A 20,503-nucleotide genomic window follows, 5' to 3' on the forward strand; every position below is an offset into this window, starting at 1 on the left:
CCTGCCGTTACTTCAGGGTAACGGCGCCTTTCATCATGCTGATGTGGCCCGGGAAGGTGCAGAAGAACTCATACTCCTCCGCCGGATCAAGCTTCGATACGTCAAACGTTACCGAATCGTTTTCGCCGGCACCGATGATTTTGGTGTGCGCGATGACGCGAGTGTCCTCCGGTTTCACATAGTCTTTGTCTATGCCAACCGACATGCCGTCAGTGGTGATCGCACTGGCGTCGGCTTTTTTGCTCAGTACCCAGTTATGCCCCATGACGTTCTTCGGCAAGCTGCCGGAGTGGGTCAATTTGAGGGTGAATTCCTTGCAGCTCTTGTCGATCTGGATGGCTTTGGTGTCGTACATCATCTGATCGGTCGAATCGACTGTGGCGCTGCACTCGGCAGCCAACAACTGGCCACTGACCAACGACAACAGCGAAATCGCTACAAGCTTGCGAATCATTTGAATCTCCAGGGCGGGAATTTGATTAACGTAAAAACTGACGTAAGAAGAGAGTACCCGATCAGGGTCGGGGTTCCGGGACGTGCGTCAAATGGTCCCTCGGGCGCTTGCGATAAGCGCCCTGTTGAAGAACGATTCACGAGGTCAGGTAATTAGGTGCATCAGGCGCTGACAGGCATTACCGTTACCCGAACCTCGGGATCATGCGTGCCGCCGCCCAGAATCACGCCCCTCAACGGCGACACATCGGAGAAGTCGCGGCCCCAAGCCAGGCTGATGTGCTCCAGCGCAGGCTGAACATTGTTGGTCGGGTCGAAATCGACCCAGCCGGAGGCCGGACAGAACACCGACACCCAGGCGTGCGATGCATCTGCGCCGATCAACCGTGGCTGGCCCGGAGGGGGCTGGGTCAGCAGATAGCCGCTCACGTAGCGCGCCGCCAGCCCGCGCGAGCGCAAGCAGGCCAGCATCAGGTGGGCGAAGTCCTGACACACACCGCGGCGTCGCTCCAGCACTTCCACCAGCGGCGTGGCGACCTGCGTTGCCTCTTCATCGAACGTGAACTCGCTGAAGATTTTCTCCATCAAGGCCTGCACACCGAGCAGCAAGGGTCGTCCTGCGGGGAAGCAATCCTGGGAGAATTCGACGAACGAGCGTTTCAGGTGCACGTAGGGCGATTCGAAGCGATAGCGGCAGGCGTCCAGGATGTCTTCGGTCATCGGCTTGGCGCTGTAGGTCAGCGCACTGCGGGTCACTTCCCATTCCGGCGACAGATTGAAGTCCAGAAACGGCCGCTCCAGCACCTCGACGCGCAGCCGGGCGTTGACCTGCAACTCATCATGCGGACGCTCGAACGCCAGGCGGGTCAGCGGGTTGCCGAACACGTCCAGCTCATCGCGACGCGTGGTGGGCGTCGGGAAAATCTCCAGTTCCTGTTCAGTGCAGCGCTGCCACGGACTGCTGCGCGGCCACAAATGCGCCAGCTGCTGAGCCAGGGACACCGGGGTGTCGTACTTGTAATGGGTGTCGTGGAAAATCTGGTAAAAGGCGCTCATCAGACAGATACCGTGCGTTGGCTGACGTCATCGACGTGAGCAAAATGGCGCAGCGCCAGACGATCGGACGCTTGCCCGCTGCAATCCGCGATGCTCTGCAGCAGATCGGCCAGACCGTCGAGCACGGCGTCGATGCTGCTCTGCCCGAACAGCGGGTTTTCCAGGCTGCCCAGATCGAAATCGGCGAGACGCTGTGCCAGTACCACAAGGCTGTTGTCGCGTGGCGCATCGAACTCATCGTTCAGGCGGCGCAGCGAACGTTGCACAAGCTTGAGCTGAAACAGCACCGCGTGCGGGTTCTGTTCATCGAGCAGCAACAGGTCCAGCACCGGAATCAGGTGCGGTACGGCCATGTAGCGTGAGCGATAGGTGATGCTGCTATTACCCAGTTCCAGCAACCACTCCAGCCCTGCCTTCTCAGAGACGGCCGAGCCGCGCAGAAACGCTGCCAGACTGGAACTGAGAAACTTCAAGCGCTCGATACGCCGCCCGATCATCAGGAAATTCCAGCCTTCGTCGCGGGTCATGTCGTCCATGGCAAACCCGGAAAGCGCCGCCAGCGACATCACCAGACGATTGAGAAAATCCACCAGTTCGCCAAAGTCCGGCTCTTCGATTTCCAGACTCAGGGCTTCACGCTGCAATTCGACCAGCGCCTGCCAGTTTTCCCTTGAAAGCTTGCCGCGCACTTGCGAGGCGGCCCATTGCAGACGCTGCAGGTTGGCGCGCAGGCTGAATGGCCACTCATCACCCAGCAGGGCCGTCAGCAGGCGGTCTCGCAGCTCTTCGCCCTCCTCCACGTCCGGCAGCATGCCCAGGCTTTCAGACAGCGCGACGGCGGCCTCCAGCGCGAGCGGATCATCGTCATCGACATAGCGCGTCAACATGATACGCAACAGACGGGCGCTGTCCTCGCAACGTTCACAGTAACGGCCAAACCAGAACAGGTTTTCCACCACCCGCGAGGGCAAATACGGGTCGCGACGGATCAGGTCATAAACGCCCAAGGCGCGCTGTCCTTTCCACGGTTCGCCCAGGTGCGAGCGTTCGCCCAGTACCCACGTATCCTTGCTCGCGCCGCCGCGCTGCATCGAGACCACGTCGGCGTCGGCTTCGGCGGCAACGCGGGTCAGGCCGCCCGGCAGCACGCGATAGCCATCGCGACTGGCCACGGCGTAGACACGCATGCCAATCGCGCGGGGTTGCAGGCCGGTGCCGTCTGCCTGCAGAACCGGCGCGTGGGACAACTGCGCCAGTTCTTGCGCAACGTAGGCGTAAGGCCGCGACTGCATGCGCTGAGCGAGTACATTGCGTTGTTCTTCGCTCAGGTCGCGACCGAAGACCGGGGTGAAATGCTGCGAGGGAAACGCCGGTTTGATCAGCAGGTCAGGCAGTTTCTCCAGCGCTTGCGCCAGCACGGTCGGTTCTCCGCACCACCAGGTCGCCACCGACGGCAGGATCAAGTCTTCGCCAAACAGGTATTGACTGATTTTCGGCAAAAAGCCCAACAGGCCGGGCGATTCCAGCACACCGCTGCCCAGCGCATTGGCAACCAGCACGTTGCCCTGGCGTACCGCGTCAAGCAGCCCTGGCACGCCAAGCGCGGAGTCGGTACGCAATTCCAGCGGATCGCAGAAGTCATCGTCCAGACGCCGCATGATGGCGTGAACCCGACGCAGACCGCTGAGGGTTTTCAGGTAGACAGTCGCATCGCGTACCGTAAGGTCACCGCCTTCGACCAGCGGGTAACCCAACTGCCGCGCCAGATAAAGGTGCTCGAAATAACTTTCGTTGAAACGCCCCGGCGTCAGCAGCACCACCAGCGGCGCTTCGCTGCTGGTAGGCGCCTGACGAGACAGGGTCTGTTGCAGCGTGTCGAAAAAACCCGACAGATGCCTGACCTGCAAGTCGCGAAAGGTTTCCGGCAAGGCACGAGCCACGCTTTGCCGGTTCTCCAGCGCATAGCCAGCACCCGAGGGTGCCTGGGTACGGTCGGCGGTTACCCACCAGCGACCATCGGGCGTACGCGCCAGGTCCACGGCGTACATGTGCAGAAAGGTATTTTCCGGCGGTTTGATGCCCTGACACGGCCACAGAAAGTTGTTATGGCCAAATACCAGCTCGGCGGGCAACAAGCCATTGGCGATCAGGGTCTGCGGGCCGTACAGGTCGGCGAGCACGGCGTTGAGCAGTCGGGCACGCTGGGCAATCCCTGCCGCGACGTGTTGCCATTCATCCGCCGCAATAATGTGCGGCAACAGGTCCAGCTCCCACGGCCGATCTGCGCCTTTGGGGTCGGCATAAACGTTGTAGGTGACGCCGTTTTCCTGAAGCTGGCGGGTCAACAGGGCCTGGCGCTGGATCAATTGCGCCGATGTGCTGCGCTGCATGTGTTCGTACAGGCGACGCCAGTGCGGGCGAACGGCTCCGTCGGCGTCGAGCATTTCGTGGTAGGTACCCTCGGAAAGCGGGTAGCGGTCAAGCAGGTCAGGCATGGAAGGCTCGGCAGGCAACGTAAGGACTTCAGAGTGGTGCAGTCAGATGTCACATCCGTGTGCATCTGACGCACAGAGCCACTGTTCTTTTAATGCAGACGCATATCCAGCGTCATCGGCAGCTCGTCGTTAATGTTGAGCGACGGAACGTCCAGTTTGCCGGGTGTGTGGCCGATTCGGAAGAAACGTGACAGACGGCGGCTTTCCGCTTCGTTGGCGTTGACCGGTAACGTTTCGTAATTGCGGCCACCCGGATGGGCGACATGATACTCGCAGCCGCCCAGCGAGCGCTGCATCCAGGTGTCGAGCAGGTCAAACACCAGCGGCGCATGCACACCGATGGTCGGTTGCAGGCAGTTGGCCGGCTGCCAGGCGCGATAGCGCACGCCCGCGACAAACTCGCCAACCCGGCCAGTGGGCTGCAACGGCACCGGGATGCCATTGCAGGTCAGCAGATAGCGCTGCGGTGGCAGGCCAGTGAGATGCACCTGCAAGCGCTCCAGCGATGAATCGACGTAGCGCACCGCGCCCCCGGCCGAACCTTCTTCACCCAGTACGTGCCAGGGCTCAAGAGCCTGACGCAGCTCCAGTTCGATGCCGTTGACCGCGTAATCGCCCACTTTCGGGAAGCGAAACTCCAGGTGCGCGGCAAACCAGTCGGCCTTGACCGGGTAACCGGCCGAATTGAGGTCGGCGACCACGTCGGCGAAATCCTGCTCGATGAAGTGCGGCAGCATGAAGCGGTCGTGCAACTGCGTACCCCAACGCGCCAGTTTGGCCGGGGCGTACGGCTCACGCCAGAAACGTGCGACCAGCGCCCGCAGCAGCAATTGCTGGGCGAGACTCATGCGCGCGTGGGGCGGCATCTCGAAGGCGCGCAATTCCAGCAGCCCCAGACGCCCGGTTGCGCCATCCGGCGAATACAGTTTATCGATGCAGAATTCGGCACGATGGGTGTTGCCGGTGACATCGATCAGCAAGTTGCGCAGCAGACGGTCGACAACCCACGGCGCGACTTCTTCACCCGGCTCGGGCATCTGCGCGAAGGCGATTTCCATTTCGTAGAGCGAGTCGTTGCGCGCTTCATCGATACGCGGTGCCTGCGAGGTCGGGCCGATGAACAAGCCGGAAAACAGGTACGACAGCGATGGATGGTTGTGCCAGTAGCTGAGCAAGCTGCGCAGCAGGTCCGGGCGACGCAGGAACGGCGAATCCGCCGGTGTCGCCCCGCCGAGCACGAAGTGGTTGCCGCCGCCGGTGCCGGTGTGACGGCCATCGATCATGAATTTCTCGGTGGTCAAGCGCGTTTGGCGGGCCTGCTCGTAGAGAAACTCGGTGCGTTCGACCAGTTCGTCCCAGCTTGCAGAGGGCTGCACGTTGACTTCGATGACGCCCGGATCAGGCGTGATGCGGAAGTTGCACAGGCGCGGATCGCTCGGTGGCTCGTAGCCCTCCAGCAGAACCGGGCATTGCAGTTCTTCGGCGGTCGCCTCGATAACGGCGACCAGTTCAAGGTATTCCTCCAGTTTTTGCAGCGGCGGCATGAACAGATAGAGACGCCCGTCACGCGCCTCGGCACACAGCGCGGTGCGGGTCAGCCAGTCGGCGGACTCATCAAGCTCCGGTGCGCGCTCGGCGTCGCTTTCGCTGGACTTGAGCTGCGCGGTCAGCGAGTCGCTGTCGGCCAGCTCAGGGAAGTCCTGATTGTGATCGGTCGGATGGACGAACGGATATTCCGCCGCTTTGACCCACGGCTGCGAGGCCAGCGGCAGTCGATAGCCCAGTGCCGAATCGCCCGGTACCAAACGGCAATGCTCGTCACGCAGATACCAGCGTCCGCTCTGCCAGCTGTCACCTTCTGCGCTGCGGGCCAGCGGCAGCACCTGACCAATCATCTTGTCCAGACCTTGCGCAAATACCTTGCGCAGGCGGGCGCGCTCAAGCTCATCACCCAATCGCGAATCTTCGGCGGTCACGTTGACCGGCAGCGCACCTTCGCGCCACAGGTAGTAGAAGTTGTCTTCGTAGGCCGGGAACACGAAGCGGCCCGGCAGCTTCAGGCGCTCGGCAACGCTGGCGAGAAAACGCCCGGCCAGTTCACCGGTCGCGCCATAGTCCTGCGTTTCATCAGCGATCAGCGCATTGTTGTGCCAGACCGGCTTGCCATCCTTGCGCCAGAAACAGTTCAGCGACCAGCGCGGCAATTGCTCGCCCGGATACCACTTGCCCTGCCCGAAATGCACGATGCCCAACGGCGCGTAATGGGCGCGCATGCGCTGGAACAGCTCGGCAGACAGTTCGCGCTTGCGAGGCCCTAGTGCAGCCGTGTTCCATTCGGCGCCATCGCGATCATCGATGGACACGAATGTCGGCTCGCCGCCCATGGTCAGGCGCACATCGTCACGCAGCAGGTCAGCATCAATCTGCCGACCGAGGGCCTGAATGTCCTGCCATTGTTGCTCGGTGTAGGGTTTGGTGACGCGTGGCGCCTCCCAGATGCGCTCGACCGACATTTCGTGGCTGAATTCGGTTTCGCACGGTTCGACCAACCCGCTGATCGGCGCGGCCGAGGACGGTTCGGGGCTGCACGCCAGCGGAATGTGCCCTTCGCCTGCGAACAGCCCGGAGGTGGCATCCAGCCCGACCCAGCCTGCGCCGGGCAGATACACCTCGCACCAGGCGTGCAGGTCGGTGAAATCGACGTCCGTGCCGGAAGGTCCGTCCAGCGCTTCGACATCTGCCTTGAGCTGGATCAGATAACCCGACACGAAACGTGCGGCCATGCCCAGATGACGCAGCAGCTGCACCAGCAGCCAGGCCGAATCGCGGCAGGAGCCCGAGGCGTTTTCCAGCGTGAACTCCGGGGTCTGAACACCCGGCTCCATGCGGATCAGGTAAGCCACGTCCTGGCTCAGGCGCTGGTTGAGGCCGACCAGAAAATCGATAGCCGGGATCGGCTCGCGACTGATGCTGTCCAGATAGGCCTGAAACCTCGGCGTCAGCGGCAGCTTTTCGAGGTACGGGGCAAGCTCACGCTGCTCTTCGCTGGCGTACGTGAAGGGGATGTTTTCGGCGTAAGGTTCCAGAAAGAAGTCGAACGGGTTGAAGACCGCCATTTCGGCGACCAGATCAACTTCGACGCGAAACTCGTTGGTCTTTTCCGGAAAAACCAGCCTCGCCAGGTAATTACCCTGAGGGTCCTGCTGCCAGTTGATGAAGTGGTTTTCAGGCAAAACTTTAAGCGAATAAGACAGCACACGGGTGCGGCTATGGGCGGCCGGGCGCAGACGAACGATCTGAGGACCCAGTTCGACCGCGCGTTCGTAGCGGTAATGCGTGACATGGTGCAAGGCAATATGAATCGACACGGCGTGCCTCCTGCGAGCCTGAACGGTGATGGGAACCGCGCAAGACTTATGCCATCTGGTCAAATACGGCAGTTCCTCGACGGTGAGACAGAACCAGGCACCATAAAAGCGCCTGTCAGGCTCTATGGTGCAAGCGTTGCACAGAAATAAGGCGCGAGCAGAAATAATTTATCAAAGGCCGGGAACGCTATGGATTCAGCAAAATGCTTTATGCGTTCAGACTGGCACCAAGCGGTAGGCCGACGCCAGCGGGAAACAGCATGCGCGATGCTACAGACATCGAACGTACCCGTCTGCCCGTCGACGCCAGGTCAGGCCTGACAGGAAAGGCGTACGATCCCCATTCGCACGACGACGCCGAAAAATCAAAATAATTAAATATATAACACCTGCACACGACTTCATCCGTAACAGGCCTGCTTCCAAATGGCAAGTTGAATAAATAGCGGATTCCCACAAAGAAAACCAGAAAGCCCCGACAGCACTGACTCACTCAAACTGTTTAATTGGCTCTATTCAGGAGAGTGAAAAAAAATGAAATTAAACAGCACTGAAAACCTTCACGGCATCATGCAGGGCTTTACCACCTTGACATCAGATGCAGCGGACGACTGCCGCACGGCGCTTCACAAAGGGAACCTGTTTTGCGTGTACTTGGGAGAGGATCGACAAATCAAGTACATAATAAAATCCCCGCACGCAAACTGGGGAAATCCGACAGCACTGGGCTATGCCCATCCTAGTAATAGTGGCTACGTTTTAGAAGACCCATCCGAGGCTCAGGAAATCGTGCACGTCAGCATGCACCCACTTGATAACCACACCACTCCAAGCCTGGTCTCCTTCCAGGAACAGCTGTGGCTAATCTTTACCGATCCCTATGGATCTACGGAATTTCGCATTTGGGATGAAAGCAAAGCTTCATTCAAGTACAAACATCAACGCGCCTTGACGATTGAGCACTCAGCAACGTATGCGCAGTTGAACAATAGGCTGTATATGTTTTACAAGCTGCATGGGAGCAAAAACATTTACTGCTCGCATACGCCTGATATGGAGAACTGGACGGCGCCTGAAGTGGTGAAGAAAGATGGCATCAACACGATAAAAAGTAACCTCAGCCCTGTAGCCACCACTTATCAGGGCCTGATACACCTCATTTACAAAGATATTGAAGGTGGCTTTTTTCTGATAAAAAGTGACGGCGAGTGCTGGACAAGCTCAATCGCACTGGTTCCCGCCGATTATCATCACTCACCAGGCATAGCCGTGCATAACGGTCTGTTGAAGCTAGCTTTCTGTAACCTGGCAAAAGCCAAGCACCCCGCCCTCTACCAATACAGCTTTGACGGCAACGCTCTTAGCGCCGTGGTTGCCAGTACGATGCTCACGGCCGGAGGCTCTCCGGCACTCAGCACACAAAACGGTAAGTTGGTCGCCGTTTACCTGGAACACGACCGGGCTCTATAAATTCTTTGCCTGGAGTAAGCCATTCTCCAGGCAACTCTTGCTATCCATTCTGGAAACCACTAAATGCCAGTTGACCCGCGTATCAGCGCCTACATCAAAGACCAACTTCTTAATGGCGATTTCGACATACAACTTGAGGTTGTCATTACGGATATAGTGAGCCTCCTCGGCACCGCACCTGCCGACGCCAGACATACCAGCGCTTACCTGATCTACTTCTTATCCTCGCATCGCATGAGGAGTGATAACGAGGTTGAACAGGCGGCGCATGCCATTCAAATGACTATACTGCTTCGCCGACTGTATAACGACGCTGTGTTTATTATGCACCTACGTGCGGGCACACGCACAGAGGCCTATGCCGTTGTACTGAATATCTACAGAGTTCATTACGCGTTCACCCTCAACGGTCTGAGATCAGCGCAGGGCCCAATGACTCTGGACTATGGTGATCCTCTGAGAATGCTGCAGATTATTATAGGTGCTGCTTATGGGCCTTGGAGCGTGCATATTCGATTGATGGGTGCGATCCGGGATTATCACCGCTCAAGGATTCGATTTTACGCTGGCACGCCCTACATCGAACTGGGAAGGTTACCTGCGCCGACAAACCAACGGTTTCGGATCAGTACCTGGAACAGGCAGGGCATTTCGCAAACCTCAAACAGTAAATGGCGAACCAAGATACTGCAATTGGCGCGAGCCAATGATGTTGTATTGATTCAGGAAGCAGGCGTCTATCCCTTTTCATCCAGGCTGATCAGGCATTTAACTGTACACGATCAGTTCGGTGTCACTCATATCGTAGATCAGTTGCTCTGGGAAGCGGGAACTGCCAGCCGACCCGAAAATTATCACCTGTATTACCTGGATGTACAGCGGTTACGGGTCAATCTTGCGATCGTAGTAGCTGCCAGCACAGACATCGACGTCCGCAATGTGGTCGTCTTGTCTGACGGACTCCCGGACGACAGTGGCGCACCTATTAATCGGCCGGCGTTGGGCGTACAAATATGCAGGTCCCATCAAGTGCCGTCCTCCTCCACAGCACTGACCACAGCATTTAACTTCCATGCCATCTCTGGCGGTGGTGTAAACGCCCCTCGTATGCTCCGGGAGATCAGCTGCCACACTGAGACACCCTACGTGTTGGCAGGAGACTTCAATAGAGATCCGAGAGCAATACACAGTGCTTACCCCTCGCGCAGAGGTAACTGGATATCTCCCCCGGAAATCGCTCAACTTGTGATGGCGAACGGTTCAACCCATCCCAGTACCGCACCACAAAACATGTTGGATTACGCGATTACGAATGGCACGTCAGGCCCTACGCAAAGCGGACACGTTGACACCCTCGGCCCTTCAGATCATCTCGCTGTCAGCTATGAGTTCAGCTTTCCTCAATAATGAGCGGCTAAATGATCAAAAACCCAGCCGTGACCGGCACAAAGGTCTGCTTTTAGGCCCTCAGCGCGGCACCACCGGCTTGCGCTTCGCTGGTTTGGGGCCCTTGCCTTTGGCGGCGTCCATGCGCTCTTTGGCGGCCTGCTTGTTGCGCGCCATTGCCGCGGCCTTGGCCTCTTCGCGCTTGTCCCACGGCTTGCTGCCGTCGCTTCCGCGCGGCGGCAGGCCAGTGTGCTGGGTCTGGATCAACGTGGTCTTGCCCACCTTGTGGCTACCGGCAGGCGTCGAGTTCTTGCGACGGGCACTCTGATAGGTGTCGGTCGCCGGCTGATGCAGCGGGATCAGTTGGTCCTTGCCCGGCCCGATCAGATCGGCACGCCCCATACGCTCCAGCGCTGCACGCAGCATCGGCCAGCCTTTCGGGTCGTGATAACGCAGGAAGGCCTTGTGCAGGCGACGTTGCTCTTCGCTCTTCACAATCGTGACGGCGTCACTCTTGTACGTCACCTTGCGCAGCGGGTTCTTGCCGGAGTGGTACATGGCGGTAGCGGTTGCCATCGGCGACGGATAGAACGCTTGCACCTGATCCGCACGGAAACCGTTGCCCTTGAGCCACAGCGCCAGATTCATCATGTCTTCATCGGTCGTGCCCGGGTGGGCGGCGATGAAGTAAGGAATCAGGTACTGCTCCTTGCCGGCTTCCTTGGTGTACTTCTCGAACATGCGCTTGAACTTGTCATAGCTGCCAATGCCCGGCTTCATCATCTGGTTGAGCGGACCTTCCTCGGTGTGTTCCGGGGCGATCTTCAGGTAACCACCAACGTGGTGAGTGACCAGTTCCTTGACGTACTCCGGCGACTCGACCGCGAGGTCGTAGCGCAGGCCGGAAGCAATGAGGATTTTCTTCACACCCGGCAAGGCGCGAGCACTGCGGTACAGCTGAATCAGCGACGAGTGATCGGTGTTCAGGTTCGGGCAGATACCAGGGAATACACACGACGGCTTGCGGCACGCCGACTCGATTTCCGGGCTTTTGCAGGCAATGCGATACATGTTCGCGGTCGGCCCGCCCAGGTCGGAAATGACACCAGTGAAGCCTGGCACCTTGTCGCGGATCTCTTCGATTTCGCGAATGATCGACTCTTCGGAACGGTTCTGGATGATCCGGCCTTCATGCTCGGTAATGGAGCAGAACGTGCAGCCACCGAAACAGCCACGCATGATGTTGACCGAGAAACGGATCATGTCGTAAGCAGGAATTTTTTCCTTGCCATACGACGGATGCGGGACGCGTGCGTAAGGCATGCCGAACACGTAGTCCATCTCATCAGTAGTCATCGGAATCGGCGGCGGGCTGAACCAGACGTCGACGTCACCATGCTTCTGCACCAATGCACGAGCGTTGCCCGGATTGGTTTCAAGGTGCAACACGCGGTTGGCGTGGGCATACAGCACGGCGTCGTTACGGACCTTTTCCACCGATGGCAGACGGATGACCGTCTTGTCACGGGTCATGCGCGGGCTGGCAAGAATCTGCACCACCTTGGCTTCGTTCGGGTCTTCGACGTTGCCTTTTTCCTGCTCGATGGCGCAGGCCTGGGTGTCCTGGGTGTTGACGTACGGGTTGATGATCTTGTCGACTTTGCCCGGACGGTCGATGCGCGTCGAATCGACTTCATACCAGCCTTGCGGCGTATCGCGACGGATGAACGCGGTGCCGCGCACATCAGTGATGTCTTCGATCTTGTGGCCATAGGACAGACGCTGGGCAACTTCGACAATGGCCCGCTCGGCGTTGCCGTAGAGCAGGATATCGGCACAGGCGTCGATCAGGATCGAGTTGCGAACCTTGTCCTGCCAGTAGTCATAGTGCGCAATACGGCGCAGCGAGGCTTCGATGCCGCCGAGCACGATTGGCACATGCTTGTAGGCTTCCTTGCAGCGCTGACTGTAGACCAGACTCGCACGGTCTGGCCGCTTGCCGGCCATGCCGCCGGGCGTGTAGGCGTCGTCGGAGCGGATTTTCTTGTCGGCGGTGTAGCGGTTGATCATCGAGTCCATGTTGCCGGCAGCGACACCGAAAAACAGGTTCGGCTCGCCGAGCTTCATGAAGTCGTCTTTGGACTGCCAGTTGGGCTGCGCGATGATCCCGACCCGAAAGCCCTGGGACTCAAGCAGACGGCCGATAATTGCCATGCCGAAAGACGGGTGATCGACATACGCATCACCGGTGACAATGATGATGTCGCAGGAATCCCAGCCAAGCAGATCCATTTCTTCCCGGCTCATCGGCAGGAAAGGTGCTGGTCCGAAACATTCGGCCCAGTACTTGGGATAGTCAAATAACGGCTTGGCTGATTGCATGTTCAGGACCTGCGTTTGCACGGTGGAAAAATCGCGGGCGCGGAATATAGCACATTTTTTGATCAAATCCGACGGGAGCGGTCGGATTTGACTGGATCACAGCGAGATCAATCTTCGTCGAAGTTGTAACTGCCGGGCGCCAGGTTCTCGAAGCGCGTGTATTTGCCGATGAACGCCAGGCGCGTGGTACCGATGGGGCCGTTACGCTGCTTGCCGATGATGATCTCGGCAATGCCCTTGTGCTCGGTTTCCGGGTGATACACCTCGTCCCGGTAGACGAACATGATGACGTCGGCATCCTGCTCGATCGCTCCGGATTCCCGCAAGTCGGAGTTGATCGGGCGTTTGTTCGGGCGCTGCTCCAGCGAGCGGTTGAGCTGCGACAGAGCAATGACCGGGCAGTTGAATTCCTTGGCCAGCGCTTTCAACGAGCGGGAAATCTCGGAAATCTCGTTGGTCCGGTTATCGCCGCTGGAACCCGGAATCTGCATCAATTGCAGGTAGTCGATCATGATCATGGCGATTTCGCCATGCTCACGAACGATCCGCCGGGTACGGGCGCGCATTTCCGAAGGGCTGATGCCCGCAGTATCGTCGATGAACAGTTTGCGGTCATTGAGCAGATTGACGGCAGAGGTCAGACGCGGCCAGTCATCATCATCCAGGCGACCGGCACGCACTTTGGTCTGGTCGATACGACCGAGCGACGAAAGCATACGCATGATCAGCGATTCGCCTGGCATTTCCAGCGAGTAGACCAGCACCACCTTGTCGCTGCGTAACACGGCGTTTTCGACCAGGTTCATGGCGAAGGTGGTTTTACCCATCGACGGACGTCCGGCAACGATGATCAGGTCGGAGGGTTGCAGCCCGCTGGTCTTTTCATCAAGATCGGTATACCCGGTCGACAGGCCGGTAATAGCGTTGTCGCTATTGAACAGGGTATCGATACGGTCGATGGCCTTGGTCAGCAGGTCGTTGACGCTGACCGGGCCGCCGGTCTTGGGCCGCGCTTCGGCGATCTGGAAGATCTGCCGTTCGGCTTCGTCGAGAATCTCTTCGGCGGTTCGCCCTTCCGGGTTGAACGCACTGTCAGCGATCTCGGTACTGATGCCGATCAGCTGGCGAAGCGTGGCCCGCGCACGGACAATCTGCGCATAGGCCTTGATGTTGGCCACGGACGGCGTGTTTTTTGCCAGCTCGCTGAGGTAGCCCAGACCACCGACCTGCGAGGTCTGCCCTTCCTTGTCCAATTGCTCGGCCAGGGTGACCACGTCAATCGGGCTGTTCTGATCGGCCAGCCGGGCAATGGCGCGGAAAATCAGGCGGTGGTCATGTCGATAGAAATCACCATCCGAGACTTGATCGAGCACGCGCTCCCAGGCGTTGTTGTCCAGCATCAAGCCACCGAGTACAGCCTGTTCGGCCTCGATGGAGTGTGGCGGCACCTTGAGGGCAGCGGTTTGCAGATCGTATTGCTCGGGGGCGGATATATCGTTCATGGCCACTTTAATTCGGGGTTTGCAGAATGGGGATGGCACAAAGACAAAGGGCACGACCTGTAAACAGGATCGTGCCCGATGTTAATCCTCTGACGACAATGCCGCCAGACGATTCAGTACTGCTTAAGCAGCCACTACGACAACGCGTACGGTCGCTTCTACGTCGCTGTGCAGGTGCACGGCTACGTCGAATTCGCCAACGTTGCGGATAGTGCCGTTCGGCAGACGAACTTCGCTTTTTGCAACTTCAACGCCAGAGGCGGTCAGTGCATCAGCAATGTCGTGCGTACCGATCGAACCGAACAGTTTGCCTTCGTCACCAGCGGTGGCAGTGATAGTCACTTCCAGCTCAGCCAGTTGGGCAGCGCGAGTTTCGGCAGATGCTTTCTTGTCTGCAGCCAGTTTTTCCAGCTCGGCACGACGCTCTTCAAACGCAGCCACGTTGGCAGCGGTTGCAGCGGTTGCTTTGCCGTAAGGCAGCAGGTAGTTACGACCGTAACCGGCCTTAACGTTTACTTTGTCGCCCAGGTTGCCCAGGTTGGCGACTTTTTCCAGAAGGATCAGTTGCATGTGGAAATCCTCTTAACTTTTAACCTTCACCGTTCGCAGGACCATTGCCGGAATCTTTCGAACCCCGGCGACCGCGAAAATCAATCAGGCTGTCGACAATGGCAATTACCACGAGCAACGGATAAATCAGCTGCATGAACACCAGCAGCGTGATGTACATCCCTACCAGCCAGAAACGGGACAGGCGCTTTTCAGCAACCAGACCATGAATCAGAGCCAGCCCGGCGAACACCAGCGGTACGCTGCACAGCGGTGTCAACATTGCTATCTGCGGACCGAAATTCGGCCCCACCAGCATGCACACCAACAGCACCAACGCAGCCACCAGCGGAAGCTTCACGGCGCGAAATTCACGCCCGAAGCCGCCAGGGTTGTACAACATCGCTTGCCAGTACCGCCCAAGAAGCAGGCACAACACACTGACGATTTGCAACACAGCCGCTATCAGGCCATTCAGAACGGGGGCAATCAGTGCTCCAAGACGCGCTCGCTCTTCTACGTTCATCTGCTCGTAGAGCCCGGCCAGCATTGTCGGCAGATGTTTCTGCAACTCCTGCGACATTGCTTCCAGAGGTTCGCGAAAAACCGTGCCCAGAATTACTGCATACACCACACCCAACGCTACGCTGACCAGCAGCACGCGGACCCAGGACTCGCTGGCACGCAAAACCATTGCCAAACCCAGCGAACCGGCCAGCACCATGGCTGTACGAGGTTCGCCGAAATACCACCAGACCAAAGCCGGCAGCAGAGCCCAGGACAGGACACCAACGGCATCACTGAACCCGCGTCGCAGGAGCACAAGGCACCCTGCGGCAGCACTCAACCAGAACAACAGCGGCAATGCCGCACATCCAGCCACTACAAGAGTGGCCTGCATACGGCCGCGCATGATGAATTCAGCCAGGGCACGCATGCTTTTATCCTTTGTTACGTTTTGTCGACTACCTGGTCTCAGCGGCCGTGGCTGTCGGTGTAGGCCAGCAGGGCCAGGAAGCGGGCACGCTTGATAGCGGTGGCCAGCTGACGCTGATAACGTGCTTTGGTACCTGTGATACGGCTTGGAACGATTTTGCCGGTCTCGGATACGTAGGCTTTCAGAGTGTTGAGATCTTTGTAATCGATCTCTTTGACGTCTTCAGCGGTGAAGCGGCAGAATTTACGACGACGGAAGAAACGTGCCATGTAATTGGCTCCTCAAAAGGTCCGTGGATTACTCGTCAGCGTTATCGCTAACGTCGCTGTTGTCGCCGTCATCGCCATCGGCGCTGTCGGAGTGCTCAGGACGGTCACGACGCTCACGGCGCTCACTGCGGTTCTCTTCAGCCTTGAGCATCTCGGACTGGCCAGTTACGGCTTCGTCGCGACGGATGACCAGGTTACGGATCACAGCATCGTTGTAACGGAAGTTGTCTTCCAGCTCGGCCAGAGCCTTGCCAGTGCACTCAACGTTCAGCATCACGTAGTGAGCCTTGTGAACATTGTTGATTGCGTAAGCCAGTTGACGACGGCCCCAATCTTCCAGACGGTGGATTTTGCCGCCGTCTTCTTCGATCAGCTTGGTGTAACGCTCTACCATGCCGCCGACTTGCTCGCTTTGATCCGGGTGGACCAAAAAGATAATTTCGTAATGACGCATGAATGCTCCTTACGGGTTGTAGCCTGCCGCTCAAATAGCGGTCAGACAAGGAGTGAATGACACTGTTGGTCTTGCTCAGGGACAGGCACATTCGCGCCTGCCGTGACAGCAAGGGGCGCAATTGTAGAGAAGGGTCGCAGGGGGCGCAAGGCAATTGGTGAATTATTGAGCAGATCGCAGAACGCGACCTGCCCAATCGACAGCCTGCAAGAAAATCAGGCCTTCTTGCCAGACGCCTTGACGCTGCGCTGACGCAGCGCTTCAAACAGGCACACACCGGTCGCGACCGACACGTTAAGGCTGCTGACGCTGCCCGCCATCGGCAGGCGCACCAGGTAATCGCAGTGCTCGCGGGTCAGGCGACGCATGCCTTTGCCTTCCGCGCCCATGATGATGATCGTCGGGCCGGTCAGGTCTTGCTGATACAGCTCGACCTCGGCCTCGCCTGCTGTACCGACAACCCACAAGCCGCGCTGCTGAAGTTTTTCCAGCGTACGCGCCAGGTTGGTCACGGCGACCAGCGGGATCACTTCGGCCGCACCGCAGGCGACTTTTCGCACAGCAGGCGTCAACGTTGCCGACTTGTCCTTGGGAACGATAACGGCCAGCGCACCGGCCGCATCGGCAGTGCGCAGGCAAGCGCCCAGGTTATGCGGATCGGTCACGCCGTCGAGCACGAGCAACAATGGCGGGCCTTCGCTTCGATCCAGCAGCTCTTCGAGCATCGCCTCGCCCCAGACCTGGCTCGGGCTGACGTCGGCAACCACACCTTGGTGAACACCTTCGACCCAGGCGTCCATTTCACGGCGCTCGGCCTGCCCGATGGTCACTCGGTTCTCGCTCGCCAGCCCGACCAACGTTTGAACGCGAGGGTCGTTACGACCCTCGGCCAGCCAGATATGCTTGACGCGTTTCGGATGGTGACGAAGCAAAGCTTCTACGGCATGTACGCCGTAGATTTTTTCCAGCTGACTCATGACTTGGCCTTGGGTTTACGAGCGCCACTGCTTTTTGCAGCCGGCGCGGAGCCCGTCTTCGACGGACCTTTACGGTGCTTACTGGCCGGTTTGTCCGATGAAGGCACAGAACCCGACCTGTCAGACTTTCCCGACGACGCCTTGCTACCACCCTTCGCGTCAGCCAGAAGCGCTTTTTTCAGTTCGCGACTCTTACGCACTTCTGCGTTTTTCGCCGCTGCATCGCCTGGGCGATACGCTTCGGAACCGGTCTCCTTGGCCGAAGACTTACCGCGACCCGACTTGGCGGCAGGCGCCTTGTCTTTTTCAGCGGCGGTTGCAGCAGGTGGCGCAGTGTCATGACCACGACGCTTGCGACCAACCGGAGTTGCCGCTGCTGCGGTCTCGGAAATTTCGAAGTCGATCTTGCGCTCATCCAGATCGACACGCATGACGCGCACTTCAACGGTATCGCCCAGGCGGAAATTACGCCCGGTGCGCTCGCCGGCAAGGCGGTGATGCAGCGGATCGAAGTGGTAGTAGTCACCCGGCAAAGCCGTGACGTGGACCAGACCTTCGACATAAATGTCGGTCAGCTCGACGAACAGACCAAAGCCGGTCACAGCCGTGATCACCCCCGGGAACGACTCACCGACGCGATCCTTCATGTACTCGCACTTGAGCCAGTTGACCACGTCACGCGTGGCTTCGTCGGCACGGCGCTCGCTCATCGAGCATTGTTCGCCCAACTGGTCGAGCAGCGCGTCGTCGTACGGGTAGATGCGCGCCTTCGGAATCGTTGCGGCACCAGCACGACGAACGTGCGGCGTATCCTGCTTGGAGCGAATGACACTGCGAATCGCGCGATGGGTCAGCAGGTCCGGGTAACGCCGGATCGGCGACGTGAAGTGCGTGTACGCCTCGTAATTCAGACCGAAGTGGCCGTTGTTGTCCGAGCTGTAGACCGCCTGACTCAACGAACGCAGCATCACGGTCTGGATCAGATGGTAGTCGGGACGGTCGCGAACGGTCTCCAGCAGTGCTTGATAGTCCTTCGGCGTCGGGCCGTCCTTGCCTTTGTGCAGGCTCAGACCCAGCTCACCCAGAAACGCGCGGAGTTTTTCCAGACGCTCAGGCGGCGGACCATCGTGAACGCGGTACAGCGCAGGAATTTCATGCTTCTTCAGGAACTGCGCGGTGGCCACGTTGGCGGCCAGCATGCACTCTTCGATCAGCTTGTGAGCATCGTTGCGGGTAGTCGGACGGATTTCGGCAATCTTGCGCTCGGAACCGAAGATGATCCGGGTTTCCTGAGTCTCGAAATCGATCGCGCCACGCACATGACGCGCACCCAGCAGCACCTTGTACATGGCATAAAGCTGCTTGAGGTGCGGGACTACGTCGCCGTATTCACCACGCAGGCTCTTTGCCTCGGCGGTTTTCGGCTGTTCCAGGATCGTGCTGACTTTGTTATAGGTCAGGCGCGCATGGGAATGGATGATGCCTTCGTAGAAGACATAATCGGTCATCTCGCCGGTCTTGGAGATGGTCATCTCGCAGACCATGGCCAGACGATCGACATGGGGGTTCAACGAGCAAAGGCCGTTGGACAATTGCTCAGGCAGCATCGGCACGACGCGCTCGGGGAAGTACACCGAGTTGCCGCGCACCTGAGATTCAGCATCCAGCGCCGAGCCGATCTTCACGTAGCTCGAGACATCGGCAATTGCCACGTAGAGTTTCCAGCCGCCAGAGAACAAGCGCAGCTTGCCCGGTTTGGCTTCGCAATAAACCGCATCGTCGAAGTCGCGAGCGTCTTCGCCATCGATGGTCACGAAAGGCAGGTGGCGCAGGTCGACGCGGTTTTCCTTGTCCTTCTCTTCGACTTCCGGCTTGAGCCTGGCAGCTTCCTTGAGGACGGCTTCTGGCCATACGTGCGGGATGTCGTACGTGCGCAGCGCGACGTCGATTTCCATGCCCGGCGCCATGTAGTTGCCGACCACTTCGACCACGTCACCTTGCGGCTGGAAGCGCGGGGTTGGCCAATGGGTGATTTTCACCTCTACGAACTGGCCGATCTTGGCGCTGTTGTTACGGCCCGGAGTAACCAGCACTTCCTGCTGGATTTTCGGATTGTCCGGAACAACGAAGCCAATGCCGCTTTCTTCGAAATAGCGACCCACGATGGTTTCGTGCGCTCGCGAGATCACTTCGACGATCACGCCTTCGCGACGACCACGGCGATCAAGACCGGAAACCCGCGCCAGCGCACGATCACCGTCGAATACCAGGCGCATTTGCGCCGGGCTCATGAACAGGTCATCGGAACCGTCATCAGGCACCAGAAAGCCGAAACCGTCACGGTGGCCGGATATGCGACCCAAGATCAGGTCCAGCTTATCCACCGGCGCGTAGGTGCCGCGGCGTGTGTAGATCAATTGGGCGTCGCGTTCCATCGCACGAAGGCGACGGCGCAGGGCCTCGAATTGGTCTTCAGTGGTCAGGCCGAATTCTTCGACCAGTTGCTCGCGACTTGCCGGCGAACCGCGCTCGGCAAGGTGCTGCAAGATCAGCTCGCGGCTGGGAATAGGGTTTTCGTATTTTTCCGCTTCACGAGCGGCCTCGGGATCGAGGGACTGCCAATCGGCCATTAGATAGTTTTCACCTTGTATATATAGGGGTTAGTTTGGCATAGACCTCATGAAACGGGAAATTTCACGCTCAAAACGCTTGCTAAAAAACCTGTTCAACCACGTTGAAACACCCGAAACACGCTGCCCACGATTTTTTTGGACTTTTTTTTGCCGTCGGGGTTTACAGCCCAAAAGGCGCTCCGTATAGTGCGCGCCATCGGCAGGCATGATGCATGCCGATACTGCCCAGATGGTGAAATTGGTAGACACGCCAGCTTCAGGTGCTGGTGACCGCAGGGTCGTGGAAGTTCGAGTCTTCTTCTGGGCACCAATTCAGGCAACAGACTACAACAGTCTCAAGCCTCACAAAAACCCGCGAAAGCGGGTTTTTGCTTTTTCCGGCTTTGATTATTAAGTCAAAACAGGGGTTTACAGAGCAAAACGATGGCCGTATAGTGCGCCCCATCAACGGCGTACATGCTGCTGATGCTGCCCAGATGGTGAAATTGGTAGACACGCCAGCTTCAGGTGCTGGTGACCGCAAGGTCGTGGAAGTTCGAGTCTTCTTCTGGGCACCAATTCAAAAAAACCGA

The 20,503-nt window shown here is 58.5% G+C and carries 14 protein-coding genes and 2 tRNA genes; 4 read left to right on the plus strand and 12 right to left on the minus strand.

The window, feature by feature from the left end:
- Window positions 1–7: 7 nt before the first annotated feature.
- From azu to ABJ99_RS02390, 4 genes are all read right to left on the minus strand, one after another.
- Window positions 8–454: an azurin gene (gene azu, locus ABJ99_RS02375; protein WP_054084458.1), complete on the minus strand. Its 447-nt coding sequence runs from the start codon at window positions 452–454 to the stop codon at window positions 8–10.
- A 161-nt stretch (window positions 455–615) separates the two neighbouring features.
- Window positions 616–1,509 carry a transglutaminase family protein gene (locus tag ABJ99_RS02380; protein ID WP_054084459.1) on the minus strand — a complete coding sequence of 298 codons (894 nt, stop codon included), beginning with the start codon at window positions 1,507–1,509 and terminating at the stop codon, window positions 616–618.
- The gene (locus ABJ99_RS02385) at window positions 1,509–4,004 is read right to left on the minus strand and encodes a circularly permuted type 2 ATP-grasp protein (RefSeq protein ID WP_054084460.1); all 2,496 of its coding nucleotides are present in this window, start codon (window positions 4,002–4,004) and stop codon (window positions 1,509–1,511) included. The genes ABJ99_RS02380 and ABJ99_RS02385 overlap by 1 nt, the downstream gene beginning before the upstream one ends.
- Before the next feature lie 89 nt (window positions 4,005–4,093).
- Window positions 4,094–7,372 (minus strand): transglutaminase family protein, encoded by a 3,279-nt coding sequence (locus tag ABJ99_RS02390; RefSeq protein WP_054084461.1) that lies wholly within the window; start codon window positions 7,370–7,372, stop codon window positions 4,094–4,096.
- Between the two features lie 534 nt (window positions 7,373–7,906).
- On the opposite strand from ABJ99_RS02390, the gene ABJ99_RS02395 reads away from it, so the two are divergent.
- Both ABJ99_RS02395 and ABJ99_RS02400 read left to right on the plus strand, forming a co-directional pair.
- A complete protein-coding gene (locus ABJ99_RS02395; RefSeq protein ID WP_054084462.1) occupies window positions 7,907–8,842 on the plus strand; it encodes a hypothetical protein in 936 nt (311 codons plus the stop codon).
- Window positions 8,843–8,905: 63 nt separating this feature from the next.
- On the plus strand, window positions 8,906–10,249 hold the full coding sequence (locus ABJ99_RS02400) for an endonuclease/exonuclease/phosphatase family protein (RefSeq protein WP_054084463.1): 1,344 nt from the start codon (window positions 8,906–8,908) through the stop codon (window positions 10,247–10,249).
- A 60-nt stretch (window positions 10,250–10,309) separates the two neighbouring features.
- Here ABJ99_RS02400 and ABJ99_RS02405 read toward each other — a convergent pair whose 3' ends face one another.
- The 8 genes from ABJ99_RS02405 to rnr all read right to left on the minus strand — a co-directional run bounded on the left by ABJ99_RS02405 (window position 10,310) and on the right by rnr (window position 19,928).
- Window positions 10,310–12,610: a YgiQ family radical SAM protein gene (locus ABJ99_RS02405; RefSeq protein WP_054084464.1), complete on the minus strand. Its 2,301-nt coding sequence runs from the start codon at window positions 12,608–12,610 to the stop codon at window positions 10,310–10,312.
- Window positions 12,611–12,717: 107 nt separating this feature from the next.
- Window positions 12,718–14,112 carry a replicative DNA helicase gene (dnaB, locus tag ABJ99_RS02410; RefSeq protein ID WP_007250996.1) on the minus strand — a complete coding sequence of 465 codons (1,395 nt, stop codon included), beginning with the start codon at window positions 14,110–14,112 and terminating at the stop codon, window positions 12,718–12,720.
- 123 nt (window positions 14,113–14,235) lie between these two features.
- Window positions 14,236–14,682 (minus strand): 50S ribosomal protein L9, encoded by a 447-nt coding sequence (gene rplI / locus ABJ99_RS02415; protein WP_003317208.1) that lies wholly within the window; start codon window positions 14,680–14,682, stop codon window positions 14,236–14,238.
- 19 nt (window positions 14,683–14,701) lie between these two features.
- A complete protein-coding gene (locus ABJ99_RS02420) occupies window positions 14,702–15,598 on the minus strand; it encodes a YybS family protein (protein ID WP_054084465.1) in 897 nt (298 codons plus the stop codon).
- A 38-nt stretch (window positions 15,599–15,636) separates the two neighbouring features.
- Window positions 15,637–15,867 (minus strand): 30S ribosomal protein S18, encoded by a 231-nt coding sequence (rpsR, locus tag ABJ99_RS02425; protein ID WP_002551829.1) that lies wholly within the window; start codon window positions 15,865–15,867, stop codon window positions 15,637–15,639.
- 28 nt (window positions 15,868–15,895) lie between these two features.
- Window positions 15,896–16,321 (minus strand): 30S ribosomal protein S6, encoded by a 426-nt coding sequence (gene rpsF / locus ABJ99_RS02430; protein WP_002551828.1) that lies wholly within the window; start codon window positions 16,319–16,321, stop codon window positions 15,896–15,898.
- Between the two features lie 215 nt (window positions 16,322–16,536).
- The gene (gene rlmB, locus ABJ99_RS02435; protein WP_054084466.1) at window positions 16,537–17,298 is read right to left on the minus strand and encodes a 23S rRNA (guanosine(2251)-2'-O)-methyltransferase RlmB; all 762 of its coding nucleotides are present in this window, start codon (window positions 17,296–17,298) and stop codon (window positions 16,537–16,539) included.
- Entirely contained in the window at window positions 17,295–19,928 is a 2,634-nt protein-coding gene (rnr, locus tag ABJ99_RS02440; protein ID WP_054084467.1) for a ribonuclease R, read from the minus strand. Before rnr ends, rlmB begins: the two co-directional genes overlap by 4 nt.
- A gap of 226 nt (window positions 19,929–20,154) precedes the next feature.
- Between rnr and ABJ99_RS02445 the strand changes: the two genes are divergently transcribed.
- Together ABJ99_RS02445 and ABJ99_RS02450 are read left to right on the plus strand one after the other, a co-directional pair.
- Window positions 20,155–20,241: transfer RNA gene (locus ABJ99_RS02445), tRNA-Leu, on the plus strand.
- 160 nt (window positions 20,242–20,401) lie between these two features.
- Window positions 20,402–20,488: transfer RNA gene (locus tag ABJ99_RS02450), tRNA-Leu, on the plus strand.
- Window positions 20,489–20,503: the final 15 nt, after the last annotated feature.

Origin of the sequence: Pseudomonas syringae pv. cilantro, assembly GCF_001293775.1 — a bacterium.
GTDB lineage: Bacteria > Pseudomonadota > Gammaproteobacteria > Pseudomonadales > Pseudomonadaceae > Aquipseudomonas > Aquipseudomonas syringae_P.

Coding starts and splice junctions, on each gene's coding strand:
- azu (WP_054084458.1), bottom strand. CDS start 454: ATGATTCGCAAGCTTGTAGCGATTTCGCTGTTGTCGTTGGTCAGTGGC.
- ABJ99_RS02380 (WP_054084459.1), bottom strand. CDS start 1,509: ATGAGCGCCTTTTACCAGATTTTCCACGACACCCATTACAAGTACGAC.
- ABJ99_RS02385 (WP_054084460.1), bottom strand. CDS start 4,004: ATGCCTGACCTGCTTGACCGCTACCCGCTTTCCGAGGGTACCTACCAC.
- ABJ99_RS02395 (WP_054084462.1), top strand. CDS start 7,907: ATGAAATTAAACAGCACTGAAAACCTTCACGGCATCATGCAGGGCTTT.
- ABJ99_RS02400 (WP_054084463.1), top strand. CDS start 8,906: ATGCCAGTTGACCCGCGTATCAGCGCCTACATCAAAGACCAACTTCTT.
- ABJ99_RS02405 (WP_054084464.1), bottom strand. CDS start 12,610: ATGCAATCAGCCAAGCCGTTATTTGACTATCCCAAGTACTGGGCCGAA.
- dnaB (WP_007250996.1), bottom strand. CDS start 14,112: ATGAACGATATATCCGCCCCCGAGCAATACGATCTGCAAACCGCTGCC.
- rplI (WP_003317208.1), bottom strand. CDS start 14,682: ATGCAACTGATCCTTCTGGAAAAAGTCGCCAACCTGGGCAACCTGGGC.
- ABJ99_RS02420 (WP_054084465.1), bottom strand. CDS start 15,598: ATGCGTGCCCTGGCTGAATTCATCATGCGCGGCCGTATGCAGGCCACT.
- rpsR (WP_002551829.1), bottom strand. CDS start 15,867: ATGGCACGTTTCTTCCGTCGTCGTAAATTCTGCCGCTTCACCGCTGAA.
- rpsF (WP_002551828.1), bottom strand. CDS start 16,321: ATGCGTCATTACGAAATTATCTTTTTGGTCCACCCGGATCAAAGCGAG.
- rlmB (WP_054084466.1), bottom strand. CDS start 17,298: ATGAGTCAGCTGGAAAAAATCTACGGCGTACATGCCGTAGAAGCTTTG.
- rnr (WP_054084467.1), bottom strand. CDS start 19,928: ATGGCCGATTGGCAGTCCCTCGATCCCGAGGCCGCTCGTGAAGCGGAA.